This is a genomic window from Chryseolinea soli (assembly GCF_003589925.1).
Classification (GTDB): domain Bacteria; phylum Bacteroidota; class Bacteroidia; order Cytophagales; family Cyclobacteriaceae; genus Chryseolinea; species Chryseolinea soli.
On sequence record NZ_CP032382.1, the window covers coordinates 1,225,079 to 1,247,824 of the forward strand.

Here is a 22,746-nt window from a genome sequence, read left to right on the forward strand (position 1 = left end):
TTCATCCGGACGCGAACAGCGCGGACTCCAGGCAACAAGCACAAAGGCCGGCAGACGCTATTTTTTTAATGGCACAATTGTGGAATAGGCTATTTGTCAAAAAAACCTAAATCATGCTCCGAAATTATCTGAAAATCGCCTTCCGGAACCTCCTTCGAAATAGCAGTTATTCCAGCATCAACATCGGGGGACTGGCAGCAGGGATGGCCGTGGCGATGTTGATCGGGCTTTGGGTATACGACGAACTCACGTACAATTCATATCTCCCCGAATACCGGCGCGTGGCACAGGTGTATCAGCGCCAAACCATAAACGGTCAGACCTTCACCCAGGACGCCGTTCCGTTTCCCACAGGCCAAGAACTTCAAAAGGTGTATGGTGGTGACTTCAAATATGTCGTGATGAGTTCCTGGACCAACAGCCATATCCTGAGTCGCGGCGATACCACGATCACGAAAACGGGCAACTTTATGGATGTGGACGCCGCCAAACTCCTCGCATTAAAAATGATTGCCGGCAGCCACGACGGCCTGCGCGATCCCAACTCCATCCTGCTTTCACGATCCACGGCACGTGCGCTTTTTGGCGACCAGGATCCCATCAATGCCTTGATGAAGGTCGACAACAGCCTCGATGTAAAAGTTACCGGCGTATACGAAGACATACCGGCTTCCAATTTTGACGGGCTGACCTTTATTGTCCCCTGGGAGTTGTATACCATCGCGCAGCCATGGGTGAAAAATGTCCGCGACAAATGGGACACGAACTCGTTTCAATGCTTCGTGCAGATCGCCGACCTCGCCGACATGACCAGCCTGAGCAAAAAGATCATCCACGCGAAGTACAATCGCGTAGATCCAGATGATAAAAAATTCAATGCCGAGATCTTTCTTCATCCCATGAAAGACTGGCACCTCCACTCCCAATGGGAAAACGGTGTGGCTACCGGTGGATTGATCGAGTACGTATGGTTGTTTGGCATCATTGGAACGTTCGTGCTGTTACTGGCTTGCATCAACTTTATGAACCTCAGCACAGCGCGCTCGGAGCAACGCGGAAAGGAAGTGGGCATTCGAAAATCGATCGGGTCGTTGCGAAAACAACTGATCACCCAATTCCTGAGCGAATCGTTTTTGGTGGTGGGGCTGGCCTTCCTGCTCACGATCATCATCGTTTCGTTGTGCTTGCCTTCGTTCAACACGTTGGCCGGGAAGCAAATGACACTGCCCTTCAACCACGTGGGTTTTTGGCTCGCCAGTCTTGCCTTCATGCTCATCACCGGCATGCTGGCCGGAAGTTACCCGGCGTTGTACTTGTCTTCTTTTCAACCTGCAAAAGTTTTGAAAGGGGTGATGAAGGCCGGACGTCGGGCCACGTTGCCGCGACGCATCTTGGTGGTGGTTCAATTTACCGTTTCCGTGACCTTGATCATCGGCACGCTGGTGGTGTACCGGCAGATCCAGTTCACGAAAGACCGGCCCGTTGGGTACGATCGCAACGGCTTGGTTATGCTCCAGCAAAAATCCACGCAGTTCAAAGGAAAGTTCGATGTGCTGCGAAATGAATTGAAGGGCTCGGGCGCCGTTCAGGAAGTAGCCCAATCATCCAGTCCGCTCACGCAAGTGTGGTCCAACAACGGCGGGTTTGACTGGGAAGGAAAAGACCCCGGCCTGCAGGCCGGTTTCGCCACCATCTGGTCCACGGCCGAGTATGGCCAGACCGTTGGCTGGAAGATCGTTGACGGTCGCGACTTTTCGCGCGACATCGCATCGGACACGGCCGCCATCATCATCAACCAGGCCGCCGTCAAATTCATGGGCATCGAAGACCCTGTGGGGAAAATTGTGAAGTGGGGCGAAGGTTATCAATACAAGATCATCGGGGTGGTGAGCGACCTGCTCATGGAATCGCCCTTCTTCGATGTGAAGCAAACGATGTATTTCAGGGCAACCGAAAACGACAGCTGGATGATCATGAACCTGAACCCGGCGCTCAGCACCCATGAGGCCCTGACCCGGGCGGAACAGGTCTTCAAACAATACCTCCCGGGCGTTCCGTTCGACTACCAATTCGCCGATGTGGAGCACGCTCAGAAATTTGCAGCCGAACAGCGCATCGGAACCTTGTCGGGTATCTTTGCCGGGTTGGCGGTCTTTATCAGTTGCCTGGGATTGCTGGGACTTGCCTCGTTCGTAGCCGAGCAGCGCACGAAGGAGATCGGCATCCGCAAAGTGTTGGGCGCATCGGTGGCCAGTCTGTGGCAAATGTTGTCGAAAGACTTCGTGATCCTGGTGCTCGCCGCGTGCCTGATCGCGATCCCGCTCTCGTACTACTTCACGCACGACTGGCTGAAAAATTATCCATATCGCACCACGATCTCGTGGTGGATCTATGCAGCTACCGTGGCCGGGGCATTGGCGTTGACAGTGATGATGGTGAGCTTCCAGGCCATCAAAGCGGCGTTGTCCAATCCAGTGAAGTCGCTGCGATCGGAGTGATCGCGTTTCTTCGTGCTTAGTGCTTAAACGCCCTTGTGAATTTTTTTACAGATTCTTCTATAGAATCCAAGGTTTTGCTCTTTTTGCCTTTTATCGCGGCAGCATGTTCATCCGTTAATTTTTTTAACGCTGCTTCCATCTTTATTTTGACTTCCATGTCCATCGCTTGAAAGACTTCGGCAGCAATCTCATCAAAAAGAACACCGAGTTGGTGGTGGCGATGCTTTCCTTTTGAGGTGAGCTTGATGAGGCGGGCTCTTTTGTCATCGGGGTCGATACGTTCGGCGATGAGGCCGGCCTTTAGCATCCGGTTGATGATGTCGATGCCGGTGGTGGGTTCACCTAAAAGGCGAAAACTGACGATATCATTTTTTCGTATTTCTCCGGCGGCGGCGATGGCATCTAAAAAATAATACCACTCCAGTTCCATATCCGAGATCTGGCGCAACGCTGTTTTGAAGTAGGCCTTCACCAGGCTGTTTGCTTTGCCCAGTTGTTTTGCGAGGTTCAGATCGCTCCCCTTTTCGGCCGGGACGTTTTTTTTCTTCTTCACCAAAAAATCCTGGCAAAAATCTTTTACGGTGGCCTTGCCGGCACGTTGGGCGTATTCCTGCCACGCAGAGATCAATTGAACGACGGGTTCCATGCCTTAAAAATAATGAAAACAATATTAATTATAACGAAACCGTTATAATTTTATGACGTTAATAAAGTCCATATGAACAACTACATCGTAATTTTCAGAGAGCCCGATGGCCGAACGGACACGCACACACCGGATGAAATCGCCCGGCACCGGGAGCATTGGGCAGCATGGTGGGGAAAATGGAGCGGCACCGAAAATTTGTCATCCGGGAGTGCGTTGACCTTGGAGGGACGCTTGGTGACCGGCGACGGCTCCAGCATTTCGAACCAGATCCACCGTGTGGGGACAGAAATTGTGGGCGGCTTTTTACTATTGCGGGCCGAATCCCTGGAGGAAGCCACGCATATCGCAGCCTCTTGTCCCATTTTTGAATTCGGCGGGTATGCGGAGGTGAGAGAATTTTTAAAACAATAAGCTGCCGTTATTTAGCAAGCGGCAGGAACGCAGTCAGCGCTTGTTCATCGCTGCCGATGATAGCAAAGATCAATTTGGGGATACGATAGCTGGGCGACTCTTGTAAAACCTGGCTAAAATAATTTGCCACATCGGCCGGTTTGTTTCTGAAGACGCCACATCCCCATGCACCCAGAATCAGCGTATCCATTTGGTTCTTTTCGGCCACAGCAAGAACGTACCGGATCCTTTGCTTCATGACCTTGTCTATTTCCTTTTCAATGCTCTCGTCTATGCTGGTGATCGCGGATTTATTTACGGCGGGCATGGTGATCACGTCGGCCTGAATGACGGCATCCAGGTAGTTTCCGGCGTCGTCCTTAAAGAATGCCACGCCGGGGCTATACAATAGATTGTCGGCATAAAATGCCGGTCGTGCATTTTTGTTCGTCTTATAAAATTCGTCGTGGGCGGTTAGGCTGGCATATAGCGTGCTGGAACGCGCCAGGCTTTCCTCTTGCGCCTGGCTGCCACCCAAAAATCCACCACCGGGATTTTTCGCCGAAGCAAAGTTAAGTAGTCCGATGCGGTTGGCATTTGTTTCGGCTATGCGAATCAAACATGCGATCGTCGATTCCTTCGTTACGGAAACGTTGTACGTCTCCCGACTAGCCTGCGACGTGGCATTCTTCACCAACGCCGCCAACGTATCAGTTTTGTAGAAAATTGTGTTCGCAACGGATTTCCGAACGGTGTCCGCAAGTTCTATGGTATTGCCTTGGCGGTTGATGTAATATCCCTGGTGGAGTTCAAGAATGGTTTGCTCAGCAATTTTCTTTCGCGTTTCTCTCATCTGCGGGTCAGCTTTTCCAAGTAAATAAACGGCGTTTGCAGGTGACTTCCACCGACCCGCTAAAATAATTACAACGTGGCCGCCATCCGGCTCATCACGTTCATCAGTTCCGGAAGCGATGTCTTGTCGGTCAGCTTATTGATCTTCACGCGCACCATATGATTGTTTTTTCGAAAAATGAGCAACTCGAAATTCTCGTTGTCGGTATGCAGCCAGGACTCGTCCCCTATCGTGTCGACCTGTTTCTGACCGGTCATCCCGGTGTTGGATGATAAAATGCCCTGGTAAGCCTGGTGTGCCAGGTCCGGGCTTTTGTATTGCTCGTAGATGTAATAGAGATGGCTGATCTTGTCGGGGCCTGCATTTTCTGTTGCCGTAAACGTGCACTCGAAACGGGAAACGCCGTTGTTCTCTTCTGACGAATGGTCGGTCTCCTTCGCGGGCAGTCCCAGGATGCGTTCGGCGTCGGCCTGGGAAACGCACTCAAAGAAATTTTTCCGCACAGCATTTCTTTCCTCAAACCCAAATAAGGAAAGCATCATCAAAATGAACATGTACTTTGTCATAAGCTGCGTTTCTAGCGTGGTGCCTGAACAATCAAAATAGCCATAACAAAGATAAACTATTCTGTCATCCAGGGAAGGCAAAACCGCCGCACCCGCGAAGGCGGAACACGATAAGGAGTTAGTTGGCGATGGGCGTTTTGTTGTTCGCCACGTCTTTTCTCACTTTGCTGAGAAATTCTGGAGTGATCCCCAAATAGGACGCGATCTGGATGCTTGGGATCCGGTTCGACAGATTCGGATATTGTTCCAGGAAAGCGAGGTATCGCTCTTCGGCCGTAGAGCTGATGTTCTGCAACACGCGGTTCTGCAGCTCGACAAACTTGTTTTCGAAGATCACCTTGAAGTTTCGCACAAACTTGGGATAGTGGCGATACATGTGGATGAGGTCCTGCTTGTCGATCTGAAGAATCCGGGAAGGCTCCATCGATTCGATGAAAAGTTTACTGGGCTTGTCCGAATAGAAACTACCGATGTCGGCAATCCAATCGCTTTCGGCCGCAAATTGGACATTGTGTTCTTTGCCCGCTTTGTCGATGGCGTACATGCGAAAACAGCCTTCGGTCACGAAGGTGTAGTATTGACATACCTGCCCTTCCTGCAAAATAAATTCCTTGCGCTTGACGAGCCGTTCCCTTACCCGCTGAGAAAGCGCGTCCTTTTCTTCTGCGTTCAAGGCCACATAGTTCTCAAAAAATAAAAAAAGCGGGTCCAGTATCACGACAAAAGGGAATTGTTGGGGCTGACAATTACCTCAAATCTTACGAATTATGCAAAAGGCCTTCGCCCTATAAGCATGTCGCTACCCCACCCGACTCCGATCTACTTCACCGCGCTTTCCTGATGCACCACTATGAAATCTATGATTTCATCCAAGGCTTCCACGCTGCGTTTGGAGTGAACGTCTACCAGGGGCCACACGTGATCGGCGCCGTCATACACCTTCAGTTCCGACACCACGCCGGCTTTCTTCAGGGCCTCATACAGAAAAATCGAATCGTCTGTTAACACTTCATGTGCGCCAACCAAAATCAATGTGGGGCTTGTGCCTCTGAAATCACCGTGAACGGGGGAGACCAAGGGATCCTTCAAGTCATGGCCCGCGGTGTACAAACCCGCGGCATATTGCACGAAGTCCTTTGTGATGATGGGATCGAGCTTTTCATTTTTCGCATAGCTGGGATAGACCGTCTCCATGTTCACCCAGGGTGAGATCAGCACGTGGTACAATGCCGGTTGGGCGTTGAGCGATTTCAATTTCAAGGCGGTGCTCATGGCCAGGTTTCCGCCGGCGCTGTCGCCCATGATGCTGAACTGGAAATCGGGAACGGTGCGCACCAATTCCCGGATCACAGCCACGGTCTCGTTCAATGCCGCAGGGAACGGATGCTCCGGCGCGAGTGAATATTCCACCAACAGAATTTTTCGTTCGATCGCCTTTGCGATGTGGCTCACCATGGCCCTATGCGATTCGATCGAACCGTAAATGTATCCGCCGCCGTGAAGAAAAATTACCACCTCGCTCCCACCCGGCTGTTCGGGTGTAAACCAGTAGCCCGATACACCGGCGATGATCTCGCGATGGATGTTTACCCCGGGTTGCACCGGGTAGATATGTCCCAGGGATTCAAATTCCTTGCGTTCGTCTTTCAGAGTTGCCATACGTTTTGCTGTTTAAATCTGAAGCAAAACTGCCGAACAAACCGGACCTGAATCTTAATCTATCTTATGTTTTCAAAATCTTAATCTATGTTAAGGTTCAGGTTTTTCATTTTGACCCGAATATTTCAATTAATGAACAACAACTTTCTTACTAACCAACGCCCCATTTACACGAAGCCTGATCACGTAAAATCCACCCGGCAGATGAGAAAGCGTTATTTTGTTTCGAAGCGGTTGGTCCATTTGGGCGGCACGCAGATCTACCGCATTAAAATTCTTAACGATATCGACCACTTCGAGTGTTGCCTTAGGATCGGCACTTTCGATCGTGAGCATTTCTCGTTCTACCGGATTGGGATATACGCGTAAACTGTTGTCGAGATCGACTTTTACGGCCGCCAACTCGGAATACGTGGATGTTCCGTCATAGTCGGTTTGTTTGATCCTGTAATAGTTGTGGCCATGGTAAGGCGTGTGATCGATCCACGCATAGGATCGCTCCATATTAGTGGTGCCCGCACCTGCCAGGGTATCGAGATCGATGAACTCCGCGGCATCCACCATGCGTTGAATCGTAAAGAAGTGATTGTTTTGCTCAGTGGCGGTAACCCACTTTAAATGGACACTGCCCCCGACCACGGAGGCTTCGAATGAACGAAGTGTTATCGGCAGTACGATCGTTGAAGAAAATATTTTTGCATACGTCCTGTCGCCACTGATGGCATTATCATTATTCGCTGAGCTAATCACAACATAGAAGTTCACATCACCGGTGTAGTTTGAAGGTGTTTCCCAATCGAAGGTCCAGGTTTTGCTGTTTGAAGGTGCCGAAGTACCACCTGGCGAATGACTCATGTACTCGCGGCCGCCGCTTATTTGCAGCGCAGTTTCCGGACTGGTGGCAGTCATGGTGCCGATGCTTGGATCGCCCGGACCGGCGCCTGAAGGCAGGGCCACCACTTCAAAACCATATCTTGTTCTTGTGGGATCGGCAAAAGACAATTGAAGTGTATAGTTTGTGCCGGGAGAGAACTGGCTGAGCGGAACGGTTGAAGTGAGGTTAATATTATTCCAGATGACGCCTGAAGTGGACAATGGAAATGTACTATGACACGCCGTGCAGTTGCCGTTTCCCGGATCATTTGCATTGGCGGCTGGCGGTGCGCTACCGGAATATGTGAACGCTAAATCCGCTATGATCACTCCCGCAACCATAAGGGCTAACAGTAATTTTTCCATTACGAGGGTATCTTTTGGAAATAGTAAGTTAGCCAAAACCCGGCTCCATCGAAACGCCCCGTGTTTAAATTTATGTAAACACGCGGTTATCGTGGATGGATATTGCGCCGAAGGATGTGAGCGGCTGAAAGCGTGTTAAAGTGTCACAACCTTTCCGGTCCGCACGGATTCATCACAGGCGAAGGCAATGCGAAGGCTGTTCACCGCGTCCTGCACGTGGTCGGTGAGGTCGACGTTTTCGTGGATCGCTTTTAGAAAATAGCGTTGCTCGCGGTTGCAAAGCTCCTGGTGGTCTGGTTCATCTTTCAAGTTGATCCATTCGTCGGGCTTTACAAACTGATCGTTCTTGTCCAGGGCCGCATGGTGGTAGCGCAGTGATTCGGTTTTGGTGTGCGACTCCACGGAATCGGATTTTCCGGTACCGCCTGCTTCCTTGGCCACGATCGACACACAACCCTTGGGGCCGATCACGTCTTTTACAAAGAAGGCCGTTTCACTCATCATGGGACCCCAGCCTGCCTCATACCAGCCCACCGACCCGTCTTCGAAACGGATCTGCAACTGTCCATAATTATAGTTACCGGCGGGGATCTCTTCCGTGAGCCGGGCGCCAATAGCGCTTACCTGCACTGGCTTGGAGCGTGTCATCTGGCACATCACATCGATGTAGTGCACGCCGCAATCCACAATGGGACTCAGACTTTCCATCAGGTTTCTGTGGACCGTCCACATGTTGCCATGGCTCTGCTGGTTGAGGTTCATCCGCATGACGAGGGGCTTGCCCAGTCCATGCGCCAGCTGAACAAAACGTTCCCAGGAGGGATGGTGACGCAGAATATAGCCCACCACCAGTTTTTTCTTTGCCTTCTTCGCCGCTTCGGCCACGCGCTCCGCACCGGCCACGGTATCGGCCAGGGGTTTTTCAATGAATACATGACATCCACTCTCCAGCGCCTGGATGGCAAAGCTTTCGTGTGTGTCGGGATAGGTTGAGATGCACACCGCGTCGGGTTTGGTCGCCTGCAGGGCCTCCTTATAGTCGTCATACAAAGCGTAGCCGCCGCCCAGTTTCGCGTTCAGCACCTCCTTACTTTTTCCAGTTGAAACCAGGCCACAGATCTCAACGCCCTTCAGCGTATGATAAGCCTCCGCATGTGAGGCACCCATATTGCCGCAGCCGACAACGAGAACCCGTAACAATTTTGTTTGATCAGCCATAAGGAATGTATTTAACCAACGACAATCTTAAGGGAAAATGCCGTGATATTAAAATAGATCTATTGCGGGGGTTGATTTTTTATTTTTATGGATTCAAATTCCTTGGCTCGTCTTTCAAGATCTTTTTAGAATCTTAAGCTATCTTACCTTCCGGGTTTTCCGTTGAAGGGGTGTGACGAAGATCCTAAAACACTTGCCCAGTCACCCGGATAGATTTCCAGGTTGCAGAAGGCGGTGATCCCTGAGGAAATTTATTTTACCCAAAAAGGAACGTATGGAACAAGTAAACTGGTTCGATCGAAAATTTGATTTCTCCACCACGCAAAACATCATGCCTGCCCTCATCGAAAGGTTGGAGGGAACACCGGTACGGCTGCGGGAAAAGATGCGCCGGATCGATCCGTTGCATTATGTGATCCAGCCCGGCGGAAAATGGTCGATGCTGGAACACATTGGCCACTTGGCCGACCTCGAGCCCTTGTGGCAGGGACGCCTGGACGACATTTTGAAAGGAGAAAAAGAACTGCGTCCCACCGATCTGTCCAACACAAAAACAACCGAGGCCCATCACAACGACAAATCGCTGGCGGCGTTGTTGAATACTTTCGAACAACTAAGACAAAAGACGCTGGCCAGTTTGCGTCTTCTGAAAGACGAGGACGTTTTCAAATCGGCACTCCATCCAAGGTTAAAGACACCGATGCGCACGATGGATCTTTTCACTTTTGTTGCCGAGCATGATGATCACCATTTGGTGAAGATCACGGAGATTGAGCATTCCGGTCTTTAACAAAGTTGATTAGAGACGACTCCCCAACCGGTAGAGCATCACACCCAGTTTACAAAGCCCCCACACGATCAAGACCAGCACCAATGTGATCCCCAGGAACAACAATGTTGGGTAGCTCAGGATTTTGGAGATCGTCAGGATGTTGCTTCGGATGTTCTGGACGGTTTTTACCTGATCTTCGTGAATCTCCGGCGCCGGTGTGTAGTCAAAATTTACTAGCCGCGGCATAAATCCTTTCTTCACGGTTCCTTCCAGGCTAAAGATGTGGATCTCTTCGGCCACGGGCCCTACCATGCGCAGGTCGTGAGCGAGATCATCCCAACTCAACGTGTGCATCGTCGTGTCTACGCCGCCACCCGTGCTGCCCAGGGCCACGTATTTCAATTGAGGTTCTAGTGCATACACTTTGAGAAAGCCGTCGGCATTGCCCATAAAAGAGGTGTAGAGCATGGGAATTTCCTTCTCGGTGGGTACGTCAAGAAATTTCGTCAGACGTTGGAGGGACGTGGTGCCGTTTTCGGTTTCGTCTCTTACAAAGCTGGCGTAGTAGCTCTCTACCGGGTAGCCATCGTTCCGGATCAACTGCAGCAGTTGGTCATAGACGGCGCGACCGTTCTCGATACTCTCGGCGTCGTATAACCTTGCGGGCAGCTTCCGGATCAGGGCCCAGGGACTGGCTTGAAAAAGTTTGAGGTCGTTCATGTCGAGCTCCAGGTCGAGGCCGATGCCTTTGAAGCGGATGCCCTGCTGGTCGGCCCATTGCTTAATCTCTTTGTAGCGGGCGATCGCTTCCCGGCCGTTGCCGCTGTGAAACCAGTAGCCCTTTTCCTCCGGCAACAACAGCCAGGCCACCACGGGAATGTTGGCGTCGTTGAGCCTTTTCAATATTTCGGCGCGCTCCGGCGAAAGATCGAGCATACCCATCCGGATCTCGGCGTGCAACTGCTGCAGGGTTGGGATGAGCGCGGTGTCGGCAAACAGGGCTTTCAGCTCAGGGCCCTTCAGTTCGTTGAAGAATGACAAAATCGGTTTTCCGTTGACAACCTGTGCCAGCGCGCAGGCCAGCACAAACAAGCAAACTTTGTATCTCATAAAATAACGTTTTAACGATCTCGAATATAAGCATTACCCGATTACGGAGCATATGTCGGTTCTCTTGTTTATATTCATACAAGGCATCGAATGCCCTTTCATTTCGCCGCAATCAACCCTGTAGATCGTCGCTTTTACACTGCTCCGGTTGAATACAAAGCCTACATCTTTGTCGTGTACTTGTTCCATGAAAACCTTAAAAAAAATGAAACCCTTCAAAACACGCCTGTTCCTGTTTGTTGCTTGCTGTCTTTTTATTTTCCCCTTCCTCAGCCTCGCCCAAACACCGGCACCAAAGACCTTGAAATCCAGCGGCTATGCTCCCGTGAACGGGTTGAAAATGTATTACGAAATTCACGGCGAAGGCAAGCCCGTGGTGTTGCTGCACGGGGCCTTCATGAACATCCCCATGAATTGGGGTGAGGTGATACCGGAGCTGGCCAAAACGCACCAGGTGATCGCCGTAGAGATGCAGGGCCATGGTCGCACGAACGATGCCAACCGCGACTTCGCCTACCCTCAACTGGCCGATGATGTGGCGGGACTCATGAAATATATCAAGATCGATAGCGCCGACATTATCGGCTATAGTTTAGGCGGCACCGTCGCTTTCGCGTTGGCGATTCGTCACCCGAATATGGTGAACCGGTTGGTGATCATTTCTTCGGTCTTCAAAATGGACGGATGGATAAAATCGGCTCGCGACCTTTTCCCGACATTGAAACCGGAGTTCTTTGACAACACACCGCTTAAAGCAGAATACGACAGGCTCTCGCCCGACAAAAGTCACTGGAGGGAATTTGTCACCAAGTTGCTTAAAGCCGACAACACACCGTTCGACCTGGGGGCCAGCAACATCAAAGCGATCAAATCGCCCATGCTCCTCATCAAAGGCGACAACGACGGCGTGAGCCTCGAACACACGGCGGAAATGTACACCCTGTTCGACGGTGGCGTCTTTGGCGACATCGCGGGAGTGCCTCCATCTCAACTCGCCATACTTCCCGGCATGACGCATGTCACGCTAATGATGCAAACTCAAAAGCTCGTTTCCATCATCGACCCTTACCTTGACAGAACACCAAAGAAAGAACAACCCCATCATTGAGCGATTGGCATTCAATTCCAGGAGAAGGACTCATAATGCACCTGGTGCTGTTCTAGAAAATTCTTGATGTCTGAGTAACAGTGATTGGTGTTGAACTGCGACTGGAGGTGGCGAAGCAACGCGGAAGGGTCGTTCGGACGCAACGCAAACAATGTATAAAGCTTTGCCACTTCCAGCTGCGGAACCGTAAGCGTATATTCATAGTCGCTGTCACCAAAATAGTCCTCCACAGACTTGCCAATATCATATCCGTCCACCACGAGGCCTCCTGCTTCGTTGAAATAGGCTTCTATCGTTACTTTAATATCGGCGCTGGAGAAAGCATAAAGAAGGACGGTTTCCATCACTGCATTTCGGGATAAGTAATCACAAAAGCTACGCGGCGCGTGAACCGTTGCAACAATACGGGCGAACGTGTTGATAAATTTACACAATACGAATGGTGAAATCGCTACCCATCCGCGCGATGATGAGACGAGAAAAATCCACAGTTTGAGGCGCCACCGCCTGGAAAGACTACAGAACGCATTCTCAACAGTCCTTTTGCAGAGAAACCGGATGTCTTTGTTGCTGGCATCCAAATTGTCATGCTCAAGAAAAACCCCTTATGTATGAAAACGCGATATTGGGCAATTGCCTTCACCTGTGTGGTGTTGGCATTTGCGTGTGAAGATAAAGAATCTCATGTCATCGTAGGAAAAGACAAAGACTTTCTGTTTAAAGCAGGCGCGGCCAGCCAGGCCGATTTGATCTATGGACAGTTGGCCGCCGTGAAAGGCGACAATCCACAAGTACGGGCTTTTGGGTTGCAGATGGCCAACGCTCATCAACGCGCGATTGAAGACTTGCGCAACATCGCGCTCTCGGACAACATCCAACTGACTACCGGCATGGACAAGATCCATGAAAAAAGGTTGTCCATTTTGCTGACCTTGGTTGGTGCACCGTTCGATACGGCCTATGTCAGCGCACAGCTAAAAAATCACCAGGAAGCCATTGCGCTTTACCAATCCGAACTGGACAGTGGCAAAGTGGATGCACTGCGGGCGCATGCGTCATCCTATCTGATGTTCATGCAGTCGCAAAAGACCAACGCCGAAAATCTCACGCTGGCCCTAACGGCACGCTCGAATGACTAAGTTGTACTACGGAACGAGATCTACCAGACAATGCTGACCACCGCCTTGCCGGGAATCGTATAGGAGAATTGGCGTTCACCGAGTTTAACGATAAACGTCTGTTGACTGCTGCCACTATTGGAAACGACCAGCACCTTGCTGCCATTCGTATTCAGAAAGGCAACGTTGTCGAGTTGCGTGCCGCTATCAAACGCAGTGGAAGAAACGCGGTGCGCGCCGGGTCGTACAAATTTTGAGAAGTGACCGATGGCATAGTACTCCACATTCTTGGTCACTGTGCCACTGGTTGAATTGATGGTCACCACGCCACGGCAGTTAGCGCAGCCGTTGTTGGTGGGCCCGGAATTTTCGTCGAGTGCCAGGTTCCAGAGCAATGCGTTCTTGGACCAGTTCTTTGTTGTGCCAATAAAAATGTTGGCCATCTGCCATTGCAGGTTGTCGCTGAAGTCGGTGGCCCATCCGCCGCCGGAGATCTCGGTGAAGTAAAGTCCTTTGTTGGGATTAGCGTTGTGCACGAGGCTCATAGCCGAAACGTTACCGGCATAGGCATGAAACGCAGAGCCAGCTACAAACTGCGCGGCACCAGCGTCGTTGACAATGGAAATCGCATAGTCGGTCACGTCCCAGTTGTGATCATACGCAATGATCTTCGTATCCACTCCCGCCGATTGAAAGGCAGGTCCCAGGCTGTTCTTGATGAAATTCAATTGGTCGCTCGCCGGCATGTCCATGCAGGGGTAGCTTGCTGTGGAGTATAACGGCTCATTCTGCGGTGTAACCGCATCGATGGTGATGCCTTCGTTTTTGAAGGCTTGGATATATTTCACAAAGTATTGCGCATAGCTGTCGTAAGCGTCTGTTTTCAGCTTGCCCCCCTTCAAACTGCCGTTGGTCTTCATCCATGCGGGCGGGCTCCAGGGCGAACCCATGATGCTCACCGCCGATTGAACACCGAGGATCTGCTTCAACACGGGCACCACATCTTCCTTGTCTTTGTCGATCGAAAAGTTATCCAACGGATAGTCGGTCTGACCCACGGGCATGTCATCATAAGTATAATCGGACAATGAAAAATCAGACGCTCCAATGGTCATGCGCAGGTAGCTGACGCCGATGCCATCCGTTTCGCTAAAAAGCGTTTTCAGGAGTGAGCTCCGCTGCGAAGCAGACATCTTCTTGTTGATCAGGTAGGCCGACGATCCTGTGAGGGCAGCACCAAATCCTTCCATCTCCTGGAGTTGCACGGTGGTGTCGAGCGTGATGGTGGGTGTGTCTTTCAAGGCGCTTATCGAAATATCGCTTTGCTGCGCGAGCAGACTCGACTGATCGCCCCGCGTGAGCCACACCTGGGCTTTGCCAAGGGCCGCCGGCTGCACGGGCGGGCCGGGCTTCGGGTCGCTGTCTTTTTGGCAACTCACGGTCGTGATGGCCATGACCACCAACGCGTATCCTATTTTTTTTCCAAAGGTTCTGATGGGCGATGTCTCTCTCACGTCTACAAGGTTATCGTTCAAATTTCGTTCTATCGGCTTCGTCTCACCACACAAATGTTCCCACTGCGCCTTTGGACAAGGTCGCTTTAAAGGTCTTTCCATTTGCCTTTACAGCAAAACTTTTTTCTGCGCCGGTATCATTCACGGCGATCAATACTTTTTTTCCATCCGGTGTAACAAAGGCTACATTGGGAACGGCTTGAAGGGAGCTCGATGCAATGCGTACCGAGCCGTCGGGAACAAATTTGGATGCATGGCCGATGATGTAGTAAGAAACATTGCGTTTCACATCGTCGCCCAGGGTGAGCGCTCCCTGGCAAAGCGTGCATCCACCGTCGTCGGTGTGGGGGCCATAGCTGGCGTCGGCGGCCAGGTTCCACTCCAGCACATTCCGGCTCCAGTTGCGCGTCGCGCCGATCACGAGGTGTTTGACGTGCCATTGCAAATCATCAGCAAAACTTCCTTCGCCGGAAGTCCACTGCTCGGTGAAGTAAAGGTTCTTGTCCGGGTGCGCTTCATGCACTTTCGATAAGGCTTCGATTTCACCCAGGTAAAGATGGAAGGCCGATCCGTCGATGAACGGTTTCGCTCCCGGATCGTCCAGTACGGTGATCGGATATTCGGGATGATCGCAGTTGTGATCAAACACCACGATCTTCGTTTGGATCCCTGCAGCCTTGAACGCCGGTCCAAGATTATTTTTCACAAACGCTGCCTGGTCGGCTGCCGTCATGATCATGCTCGGGGTGTTCTTCGGATTCTCGGGTTCGTTCTGCAACGTCACGGCGTCGATGGTGATGCCTTCTTTTTTCATCTCCTGGACATAGTCCACAAAATATTTTGCATAGGCTTCATAATACTCGGGCTTCAGGCTCCCGGCTTTGGCATGCGCATTGGTTTTCATCCACGCCGGTGCCGACCAGGGGCTGCCCATGATCTTGATGCCGGGCTGAAGCGCCACGATCTCTTTCAATACGGGAATGAGATGCTTGCGATCTTCGTCGAGGCTAAATTCCTTTCCCTTGCCGGGCGCGAAGCTGGCATAGGAAAAAACGTGGTCATCCAGATCGGACGCGCCAATGCTGATGCGCAGGTAACTGATGCCGATGCCATCACCGTCGGTGAGAAACAATTCTCTGAGCAAGGCTGCCCGCTTGGCCGAATCCAGCTTGGTGTGGAGCAAGTAGGCACTACCGCCGGTCAGCGAGAACCCAAAACCGTCGATGCTCTGAAACCGCTGGGCAGTGTCGACCGAGATGACCTCGTCGGCGCCTTCGCCATCCGAAAACGACAGTGTAGATTTTGCCAGTTGCGACGAGCGGTCGCCGGTGGTGAGCCAAAATGCCACGTTGCCGCCGTTGGCAGCCGCGGGAGATTCGTTGGCTTTGCGCGAACATGCACTCATGCATGCGATCAGCACAACGGTTATACCATACGCCCAAAGTGATGAGTTCCTGTTGTTAGATTGATTCATACCTGTTTTTAAAAAGCAAGGGGACAACGCATTGCGTCATCCCCCGCCTATTCTCACTTATTGTTTAACGAAACTGTAGTCGGCCGTGGTGTAGTCGTCGGAGACAACAATGTGGGCCTTGTAGGTGCCGGTGGAGGCGATGCCGAAATAATTCGGACCACCGTTGTCCATCGTGCCGGACAGTGCCATGCTGGCGGTACCAAACTGAACATCCCAGGGCGAGTTGAACTTGGAGGCGTAGCCGGCGGTAAGATCACCGGTCACATCGTATATGTAAGGGTGCGTGTAGGTCATCACCAATTCCTGGCGTTGATCCCATCCGCCTCCGTTTTCATCCCAATGGAAAAGCTTCATGTTGTAGTGTTTCCAGTTCAACTGTTTTTCGTCGAAGTCCACGGCGATCTGGTAGGCTTGGTCGTGGTCCACGGTGATGATGCCGTCATCGTCGCCGTCGTATACGGTTCCCGAACCGTCGGCCTTCGAATTCAGTGTATAGGTTTTCGAGGCTTGCAGGGCTACGAACGTTTTGCTTTCGAAGATGTTTCCGTTTTTGGTGAACGTGAGAATGCTCTGTCCATCTTCCAGGAGATAAAGCTCCGTCGGTACGGCCGTACTAATGATCGGGAAGTTGCCCGACACGGCATCGGCCGTCATGTTGGTGGTCTTGCCGATGATGGTCTCCACGATCACTTCGATTTTGGTGAGCGTGTAGGTATAGCCCGCGGCCGTGAGGCTCACGGTAACTTTGTGCAAGCCCGTCGTTCCCGGGATGTCTTCGAACTCCACACCGGTTGCGTTGCCTTCCGATTCCATGATGAGCTTACCGCCCTTGTTGTTTGCCGTGGCCGTGCCTTTTATTCGCTTCAGCAAATAGCCCCAGTCGCCGTTGGCGCGCAAGATAAATCCGGCGCCGTCATACGGTTGATAGAACGTCACTTCTTTTTCCCAAACGCTATTGCCCACATAGGCCAGCGGCACATCGCCACCCCAGCCACCTTCGACTGCATCGCCCACGAGGCTCCAACGATCGATCTTCATCAGCGCATAGGTATTGTTCTTCACGTCGACAGTGATTTGGTATTCGGCGGTATCCGTTGCTGTAATTTCCGTACCGCACGTGAGCTTGCCATCGGCACCGCCCATTTTGCGGGAATGTGCATCGGCCTGGTCGCGGAAGAAAAAGGTTGCGCCTTTGTTGAGGTGCGTGTACAATTCAAATACACCGGTCGGGTTGCCGTCGGCATCTTCCAACGCGCGGAACGGAATGGCCTTCGTCACATCCGAGCCTGCTTCAGAAGCGTCGCCGGTCAGGAAAAGTGTTGTCGGCACGTATTCGGTTGCGAATCGCTTGAACGTGATGTCGCGCGTGTCGACGGTCTTCTTCTCGATCGCCTTGGCGATCACCACCGATTGTAGTTTCACTTCGGCACCTGCAGGGTAGCAAGCTGCCCAGAGGGCATAGTCGATTTGTGCTGCCGTGGGGGCCACCCAGGTGTCCTTGCCGGCGTTGGCCGGGGTGACCGCCAGGATGGGATGGTCATAGTCTGTGCTTCCCGCAGGAACCAACACCAGGCTGTATTGCACAATGAATTGATTGCTGGTGATGGCCGGCTGCCACTCGAAGCGCGTGAGCGCATCGGGTGCATTTTCGTCCAGCGTCACCGTTGTGTTCGCCGCGGGCGCCGTCAGCGCGGGGTTGGAAATTTCCCAGTTGCCCACGGGGTCCATGTTGTCTTTTTCACTACAGGCCCATGCGATCGGAAGCATGAGCAGCAGGTATGCATATATCTTTTTCATCTTTGCTAGCGATTTAAAGCGGTGAGTTTAGTTATAGCCGGGATTTTGACCCAAGTTCACGTTCCGGTTGCGCTCCGATTGCGGGATGGGCAACAACTGTTTTTCCTTGGTCATGTTGTAGACCTTCTGTTGTCCGGTGATGAGATTCATCTCCGCGAGATTGTTCATCACATCAACGGCCACATTGTTACGACGAAGGTCGTCCCAGCGCTGTGCTTCCTGCGTTAGTTCAAGCCGGCGTTCGTTGAGGACCGCCGTCTTCAATTGGGCTGCATCTGCGGCCGGCGTATCGCCCAGACCCGCACGATGACGCACCAGGTTCAACGCTGCTTTCGCACCGCTGATGTCGCCAGTGGCGGCCATCGCTTCGGCTTTCAACAGGATGATATCGGCCAAGCGCACAATGTACTGGCGGTTGGTGCTCGACACGGAGGTCTTCCATTTGTAGGCAAAGGGCACCTGGCCATTCACCGTCACCGACCAAAACTCGTCGGCCCAGGGCGCTTTCTCAAACAGGATGCTGGCCCCTTTGCGTTGCGTATCACCTTCTGCATCGAAGGCGTTGATGAGGTCGTGCGACGGGGTCACAAACTTTCTCCACGTGTCGTTGGTAATGGAAGGCGGGAGCAACAGACCGGGGCCCCAGTTGGCTTCCGTGCCGCCCACGAACTGCACCTCCATGATAGACTCGGCGTTGTTGTAGTGTGCACCATCCCAAAGGTCGCTGTACTTCGTGAGCAACGTGTAGCCTGCGGGGCTGCTGATCACGGCGTTGGCGTACTGGATCACTTTCGCATAGTCGCGATCCGATTTCTGTGCATATACTTTTGCGAGCATCGCGTTGGCTGCACCCTTGGTGGCACGGGCCTTGTTCACATCCGCGGCGTCGTTGTATTTATCGGGAAGGTTGGCTGCGGCAAACTCCAGGTCGGTGATGATCTGTGCATACACCTGGGCTTCGGTACTTTCCGCGATTTGAGTCTCGGAAGGCGAAGTAGATGTCACCGGCTTGGTGATCAGCGGAACGCCGCCCCACATCTTCACCAGTTGGTAATAGTGATAGGCGCGAAGAAAAGAAGCTTCACCCAAGATCTGCGACCGACGGGTTTCCGTCAGCTGGATGTCCTTGATGCCCGGAATTTTATCCAGCACGATATTGGCTTTGAGAATACCGTTATAGATCTGTTCCCAGTTACTCCACAACCGGCTGTTGGTAGGCACCACGTTAAGATCCTCCACAGCAAATATCTCCGCGTTGTCGCCACCGGCATAGTAGTTGTCCGACATCACATCGTTGAAAATAATGTTGTCCCAGATGTAATACTCTTGCTGAAACGAATCGTACACGCCCGTCAATGCCGCTTCTGCATCGGAGGCCGTGAGGTAGGCGTTTGCGCTCGTGTTGGTGGAGATCGGATCCAGGGCCAGGTAGTCATCGCACGAAGGCAACAGGACCACCACGGAAAGAATGAATATAAAATTTATAAATTTTGCTTTCATGACAGGTCTCGGATTAGAATGAAACATTTACACCGAAGATGAGATTGCGCGTTTGCGGGAATGTTCCGTAGTCAATACCCAGCGCGATGTTCTTTGTCTGGTTATTGCTGTCGTTGCCAAAGGCGCTCACTTCAGGATCATAGCCCTTGTAGTTCGTGAAGGTGAACAGGTTCTCGCCCGTTACATATACCTTCAGGTTGCTCATCTTGACTCTCGACAACACGGTGCTCGGCACGTTATAGCTAAGCGTCACGGCCTTCACGCGCATGTAGGAACCGTCTTCCACAAAACGTGTCGACAGTCGCGAGTTGTCGGTGCTGCCCCAGCTTGCCTTCGGAATGTCGGTCACATCGCCAGGTGCACGCCAGCGGTGGGCAACAGCCTGCGACTGATTCTTCGCGTCGGTCATGCCTTCCGTCTCGATGCGGGTGGCGTTCAAAATGTCGTTGCCCTGTGTGCCTTGGAGAAAAATACTCAGTCCAAAGTTTTTATAGCCCAGGGTGTTGGTCATCCCGTAGTAGAAATTCGGATTCGGATTGCCAATGAACGTGCGGTCATCGGCCGAAGGTGTGAACGTGCTTTCACCGTTCTTGTCGATGTAGTACGCGTTACCCGTGGCAGGGTCCACACCGCCAGCAACATAACCATAGAACATCGCCATCGGTTTGCCTTCCACGGTATAGCTACCGTCACCGCGTCCGGCCACGCCGCCGCCGACAATCTGCTGGCCTTGCGTGTAGATCACTTTGTTTCGGTTAAACGAAATGTTGAAATCCGTGTCCCAGGTGAGGTCTCCCACCAGGTTGTGCGATAACACCTGGAACTCGAGGCCTTTGTTCTGAACCTTTCCAACGTTCTGCAATCCGGAATCAAAACCGGTAGATTTCGGCAGGGGCACGTTCAACAACAAGCCCGATGTGTTTTTCAAATACGCATCCGCCGAAAACTGAACGCGTGAATTCAGTATGGAGAAATCCAAACCGAGGTTGGTTTGCTCCGTGCTCTCCCATTTCAAATCGTTGTTCTGGATCGACTCGGGATACGTGCCCGGCTGGATCACGCCACCGATGGGATAGTTTGCACCGCTGGCCACGCGACCGATGTAGGCGTATCCTCCCTGGTCGTTACCCACAACACCCCAGCCCGCGCGCAACTTCAAATCGCTCACGGCCTGAACGCCCTGGAAGAAACTCTCTTCCGAAATTCTCCATCCCACGGAAACCGAAGGGAAGTATCCAAACCGCTTGTTGGGACCAAACGATGACGAACCGTCGGCGCGGAAGTTTGCGGTCAACAAATAACGGCCTGCGTAGTCATAGGTCACGCGACCGATGAACGATGCATTGGATTTCTCGCTCTTATCGTTCGTGGCCTCGGTGATGGTCGATCCCGCGTTGGTGGTGGGCACGCTGGCGCTGGAATAACCGGTCTTCTCGATCTTGTTATTTTCCCACCGGTATTTCTGGATGACCGAACCGACGAGCGCGCTAAAATTATGCTGATCGATGGTCTTCTTGTAACTCAAGGTGTTGTCGATGATGTAGTAGTTGGTCAAGTTCACCTCGTTGCGGCCGATGCCTTTTTTCGCGCGGCCATAGCTGGTCATGAAGGGGTTGAGGAAGTAATCGTTCATGCCCATCTGGTAGTCGGTACCCACGTTGCTGCGGAACTTCAGGTCGGGCAGGAAATTGATCTCGGCATACACGTTGCCCAGCAGGCGTTGGTTTTTGTAGTTGCGATCCGATCCGTCGGTGCCGGCCACCGGGTTCTCCCAGTCCTGGAAGGGGTTTGCACTATACGTACCGTTGGGACGGAAGATGCCGATGTTCGGCGGTGTGGAAAGCATCCCGAGAATAACACCACCGCTGTTCACGTTGAGGTTGTCGCTCACGTCCACGTCGTGGTAGCGCATGTAGTTCAGGTTGGTGCCCACGGTGAGCCAGTCGTTCATTTTTTGTTCGAGGTTCACCTTGAAGTTGTAGCGGTCCATTTCAGAACTGCGCACCGATCCGATCTGCTGCATCCAGCCACCGGAAATGTAGTAGTTCGTTTTGTCTGTTTTTCCGGAGATGCCCAACTGGTAGTTTTGCGAGCGTCCGTTTTGGAAGATCTCGTTTTGCCAATCGGTGTTGGCGGTGTATTGGCTCCAGTCGGTGGTCTGACCAAACTCCGTCATCAGGTCGCGGTATTGCTCGCTGTTCAGCACTTTCAATTTTCTCCAGGCACTCGAAAAACCGGTGTAGGCGTTGAAGTCTACTTTCGGTGTGCCGGTCTTGCCGCGTTTGGTGGTGATGAGCACCACGCCGTTTGCACCCTGCGCACCATAGATGGCGGCAGACGATGCATCTTTCAAAACGGAGATGCTTTCGATATCGGCCGGGTTAAGGGTCCGGGTATCCGAAGAAGGAACGCCATCCACCACATAGAGGGGCTCGTTGTTACCGGAGATCGAAGTCGCCCCGCGCACGCGGATGCTGAATCCGGCTGAGGGCTTACCGCTGGGTACGATCACCTGCACACCGGCAGCCTTGCCTTGGATGAGGTTTCCGAATTGCGTGTTGGGACGCGACGCCATCGCCTTCTGGTCCACAACGCCTACGGCACCCGTGATATCTTTTTTCTCCTGCGTACCATAACCCACCACCACGATCTGTTCCAGGGTGGTCACGTCGTCCTCCATCGATACGTCTACGGTTGTCCGCCCACCAATCAGGGCTTCAACAGGTTTATAACCGATAAAAGAAAACACCAACGTGCCTTCAGTAGCATTGATCGTGTAGTTTCCGTCGGCATCGGTCAAGGATCCTGTCGACGTACCTTTTAGTAGCACACTTACTCCCGGGAGTGGCTCCCCGCCTGTCGAAGTGACTTTGCCGGTCACCACACTTTGCGCCCATGCCGGTATGCTGCACAGCACGAGCAAGGCCATTATTCGTAAAATGATCTTCATAGAGTGAAAAAAAGGTTGCGTTTAGTCTGAATTCAAAATTGGACATGATCGCTAAAAAACACAAACTAACATATTGATCTATAGTATGTTACAGGCTTTGATACGGTTCATGCACAACCTCAATTCGACGCGTGGGGCTCGCTGACGGGGTTTCTGTGGGGACAGGGACAATAAATGTGATACGCCTAAATTGACGCAATCGGTTTCGGGATTGGGTTCCGTAATCGATAGAGAATGAGTGACTTAATTTTTTGGAGGCAGGGGAAGAAATATTTTAATTTTTTTTCGACCGGATCGAAAACGGTTTCTAATGGCTAAAAAGCGCCTTTTT

The 22,746-nt window shown here is 52.1% G+C and carries 19 protein-coding genes; 5 read left to right on the forward strand and 14 right to left on the reverse strand.

Going from position 1 to position 22,746, the window contains the following annotated elements; all coding sequences use genetic code 11:
• Window positions 1–113: 113 nt before the first annotated feature.
• Window positions 114–2,498: an ABC transporter permease gene (locus D4L85_RS05125; protein ID WP_119753304.1), complete on the forward strand. Its 2,385-nt coding sequence runs from the start codon at window positions 114–116 to the stop codon at window positions 2,496–2,498.
• A gap of 16 nt (window positions 2,499–2,514) precedes the next feature.
• On the opposite strand, the gene D4L85_RS05130 is transcribed toward D4L85_RS05125, so the two are convergent.
• The gene (locus D4L85_RS05130) at window positions 2,515–3,144 is read right to left on the reverse strand and encodes a MarR family winged helix-turn-helix transcriptional regulator (protein ID WP_119753305.1); all 630 of its coding nucleotides are present in this window, start codon (window positions 3,142–3,144) and stop codon (window positions 2,515–2,517) included.
• 72 nt (window positions 3,145–3,216) lie between these two features.
• On the opposite strand from D4L85_RS05130, the gene D4L85_RS05135 reads away from it, so the two are divergent.
• A complete protein-coding gene (locus D4L85_RS05135) occupies window positions 3,217–3,558 on the forward strand; it encodes a YciI family protein (protein ID WP_119753306.1) in 342 nt (113 codons plus the stop codon).
• Between the two features lie 7 nt (window positions 3,559–3,565).
• Here the strand turns inward: D4L85_RS05135 and D4L85_RS05140 are convergent, their stop codons facing one another.
• The 6 genes from D4L85_RS05140 to D4L85_RS05165 form a co-directional block, all read right to left on the reverse strand.
• Window positions 3,566–4,390 (reverse strand): TIGR02452 family protein, encoded by an 825-nt coding sequence (locus D4L85_RS05140; protein WP_119753307.1) that lies wholly within the window; start codon window positions 4,388–4,390, stop codon window positions 3,566–3,568.
• A gap of 68 nt (window positions 4,391–4,458) precedes the next feature.
• Window positions 4,459–4,956 (reverse strand): hypothetical protein, encoded by a 498-nt coding sequence (locus tag D4L85_RS05145; protein ID WP_119753308.1) that lies wholly within the window; start codon window positions 4,954–4,956, stop codon window positions 4,459–4,461.
• Window positions 4,957–5,074: 118 nt separating this feature from the next.
• On the reverse strand, window positions 5,075–5,635 hold the full coding sequence (locus D4L85_RS05150; protein WP_228450935.1) for a Crp/Fnr family transcriptional regulator: 561 nt from the start codon (window positions 5,633–5,635) through the stop codon (window positions 5,075–5,077).
• A 140-nt stretch (window positions 5,636–5,775) separates the two neighbouring features.
• Window positions 5,776–6,615 carry an alpha/beta hydrolase gene (locus D4L85_RS05155; protein ID WP_119753310.1) on the reverse strand — a complete coding sequence of 280 codons (840 nt, stop codon included), beginning with the start codon at window positions 6,613–6,615 and terminating at the stop codon, window positions 5,776–5,778.
• A gap of 129 nt (window positions 6,616–6,744) precedes the next feature.
• Window positions 6,745–7,854 carry a choice-of-anchor V domain-containing protein gene (locus D4L85_RS05160; protein WP_119753311.1) on the reverse strand — a complete coding sequence of 370 codons (1,110 nt, stop codon included), beginning with the start codon at window positions 7,852–7,854 and terminating at the stop codon, window positions 6,745–6,747.
• Between the two features lie 135 nt (window positions 7,855–7,989).
• Window positions 7,990–9,021, reverse strand: a complete 1,032-nt coding sequence (locus D4L85_RS05165; protein ID WP_418219875.1) for a Gfo/Idh/MocA family protein — start codon at window positions 9,019–9,021, stop codon at window positions 7,990–7,992.
• Window positions 9,022–9,346: 325 nt separating this feature from the next.
• On the opposite strand from D4L85_RS05165, the gene D4L85_RS05170 reads away from it, so the two are divergent.
• Window positions 9,347–9,862, forward strand: coding sequence for a DinB family protein (locus tag D4L85_RS05170; RefSeq protein WP_119753313.1), 516 nt, complete (start codon window positions 9,347–9,349; stop codon window positions 9,860–9,862).
• 9 nt (window positions 9,863–9,871) lie between these two features.
• Here D4L85_RS05170 and D4L85_RS05175 read toward each other — a convergent pair whose 3' ends face one another.
• Window positions 9,872–10,954, reverse strand: coding sequence for a hypothetical protein (locus D4L85_RS05175; protein ID WP_119753314.1), 1,083 nt, complete (start codon window positions 10,952–10,954; stop codon window positions 9,872–9,874).
• Between the two features lie 205 nt (window positions 10,955–11,159).
• Here D4L85_RS05175 and D4L85_RS05180 point away from each other — a divergent pair, with 205 nt between their 5' ends.
• Window positions 11,160–12,062: an alpha/beta fold hydrolase gene (locus D4L85_RS05180; protein WP_119758665.1), complete on the forward strand. Its 903-nt coding sequence runs from the start codon at window positions 11,160–11,162 to the stop codon at window positions 12,060–12,062.
• 11 nt (window positions 12,063–12,073) lie between these two features.
• Here D4L85_RS05180 and D4L85_RS05185 read toward each other — a convergent pair whose 3' ends face one another.
• Window positions 12,074–12,406, reverse strand: a complete 333-nt coding sequence (locus D4L85_RS05185; protein ID WP_119753315.1) for a hypothetical protein — start codon at window positions 12,404–12,406, stop codon at window positions 12,074–12,076.
• 267 nt (window positions 12,407–12,673) lie between these two features.
• On the opposite strand from D4L85_RS05185, the gene D4L85_RS05190 reads away from it, so the two are divergent.
• On the forward strand, window positions 12,674–13,201 hold the full coding sequence (locus D4L85_RS05190; protein ID WP_160143555.1) for a DUF4142 domain-containing protein: 528 nt from the start codon (window positions 12,674–12,676) through the stop codon (window positions 13,199–13,201).
• Window positions 13,202–13,221: 20 nt separating this feature from the next.
• On the opposite strand, the gene D4L85_RS05195 is transcribed toward D4L85_RS05190, so the two are convergent.
• Genes D4L85_RS05195 through D4L85_RS05215 form a run of 5 tightly spaced genes read right to left on the reverse strand, consistent with a single transcriptional unit; the run spans window position 13,222 to window position 22,415 of the window.
• Window positions 13,222–14,694, reverse strand: coding sequence for a glycoside hydrolase family 30 protein (locus tag D4L85_RS05195; RefSeq protein WP_228450780.1), 1,473 nt, complete (start codon window positions 14,692–14,694; stop codon window positions 13,222–13,224).
• A 43-nt stretch (window positions 14,695–14,737) separates the two neighbouring features.
• Complete coding sequence (locus D4L85_RS05200; RefSeq protein ID WP_119753317.1) at window positions 14,738–16,168, reverse strand: glycoside hydrolase family 30 protein; 1,431 nt, start codon at window positions 16,166–16,168, stop codon at window positions 14,738–14,740.
• A 57-nt stretch (window positions 16,169–16,225) separates the two neighbouring features.
• Complete coding sequence (locus D4L85_RS05205) at window positions 16,226–17,965, reverse strand: hypothetical protein (RefSeq protein WP_119753318.1); 1,740 nt, start codon at window positions 17,963–17,965, stop codon at window positions 16,226–16,228.
• Window positions 17,966–17,992: 27 nt separating this feature from the next.
• Window positions 17,993–19,465 carry a RagB/SusD family nutrient uptake outer membrane protein gene (locus tag D4L85_RS05210; protein WP_119753319.1) on the reverse strand — a complete coding sequence of 491 codons (1,473 nt, stop codon included), beginning with the start codon at window positions 19,463–19,465 and terminating at the stop codon, window positions 17,993–17,995.
• Between the two features lie 13 nt (window positions 19,466–19,478).
• Window positions 19,479–22,415 carry a SusC/RagA family TonB-linked outer membrane protein gene (locus tag D4L85_RS05215; protein WP_119753320.1) on the reverse strand — a complete coding sequence of 979 codons (2,937 nt, stop codon included), beginning with the start codon at window positions 22,413–22,415 and terminating at the stop codon, window positions 19,479–19,481.
• Window positions 22,416–22,746 lie beyond the last annotated feature (331 nt).

Coding starts and splice junctions, on each gene's coding strand:
- D4L85_RS05125 (WP_119753304.1), top strand. CDS start 114: ATGCTCCGAAATTATCTGAAAATCGCCTTCCGGAACCTCCTTCGAAAT.
- D4L85_RS05130 (WP_119753305.1), bottom strand. CDS start 3,144: ATGGAACCCGTCGTTCAATTGATCTCTGCGTGGCAGGAATACGCCCAA.
- D4L85_RS05135 (WP_119753306.1), top strand. CDS start 3,217: ATGAACAACTACATCGTAATTTTCAGAGAGCCCGATGGCCGAACGGAC.
- D4L85_RS05140 (WP_119753307.1), bottom strand. CDS start 4,390: ATGAGAGAAACGCGAAAGAAAATTGCTGAGCAAACCATTCTTGAACTC.
- D4L85_RS05145 (WP_119753308.1), bottom strand. CDS start 4,956: ATGACAAAGTACATGTTCATTTTGATGATGCTTTCCTTATTTGGGTTT.
- D4L85_RS05155 (WP_119753310.1), bottom strand. CDS start 6,615: ATGGCAACTCTGAAAGACGAACGCAAGGAATTTGAATCCCTGGGACAT.
- D4L85_RS05160 (WP_119753311.1), bottom strand. CDS start 7,854: ATGGAAAAATTACTGTTAGCCCTTATGGTTGCGGGAGTGATCATAGCG.
- D4L85_RS05165 (WP_418219875.1), bottom strand. CDS start 9,021: ATGGGTGCCTCACATGCGGAGGCTTATCATACGCTGAAGGGCGTTGAG.
- D4L85_RS05170 (WP_119753313.1), top strand. CDS start 9,347: ATGGAACAAGTAAACTGGTTCGATCGAAAATTTGATTTCTCCACCACG.
- D4L85_RS05175 (WP_119753314.1), bottom strand. CDS start 10,954: ATGAGATACAAAGTTTGCTTGTTTGTGCTGGCCTGCGCGCTGGCACAG.
- D4L85_RS05180 (WP_119758665.1), top strand. CDS start 11,160: ATGAAACCCTTCAAAACACGCCTGTTCCTGTTTGTTGCTTGCTGTCTT.
- D4L85_RS05185 (WP_119753315.1), bottom strand. CDS start 12,406: ATGGAAACCGTCCTTCTTTATGCTTTCTCCAGCGCCGATATTAAAGTA.
- D4L85_RS05190 (WP_160143555.1), top strand. CDS start 12,674: ATGAAAACGCGATATTGGGCAATTGCCTTCACCTGTGTGGTGTTGGCA.
- D4L85_RS05200 (WP_119753317.1), bottom strand. CDS start 16,168: ATGAATCAATCTAACAACAGGAACTCATCACTTTGGGCGTATGGTATA.
- D4L85_RS05205 (WP_119753318.1), bottom strand. CDS start 17,965: ATGAAAAAGATATATGCATACCTGCTGCTCATGCTTCCGATCGCATGG.
- D4L85_RS05210 (WP_119753319.1), bottom strand. CDS start 19,465: ATGAAAGCAAAATTTATAAATTTTATATTCATTCTTTCCGTGGTGGTC.
- D4L85_RS05215 (WP_119753320.1), bottom strand. CDS start 22,415: ATGAAGATCATTTTACGAATAATGGCCTTGCTCGTGCTGTGCAGCATA.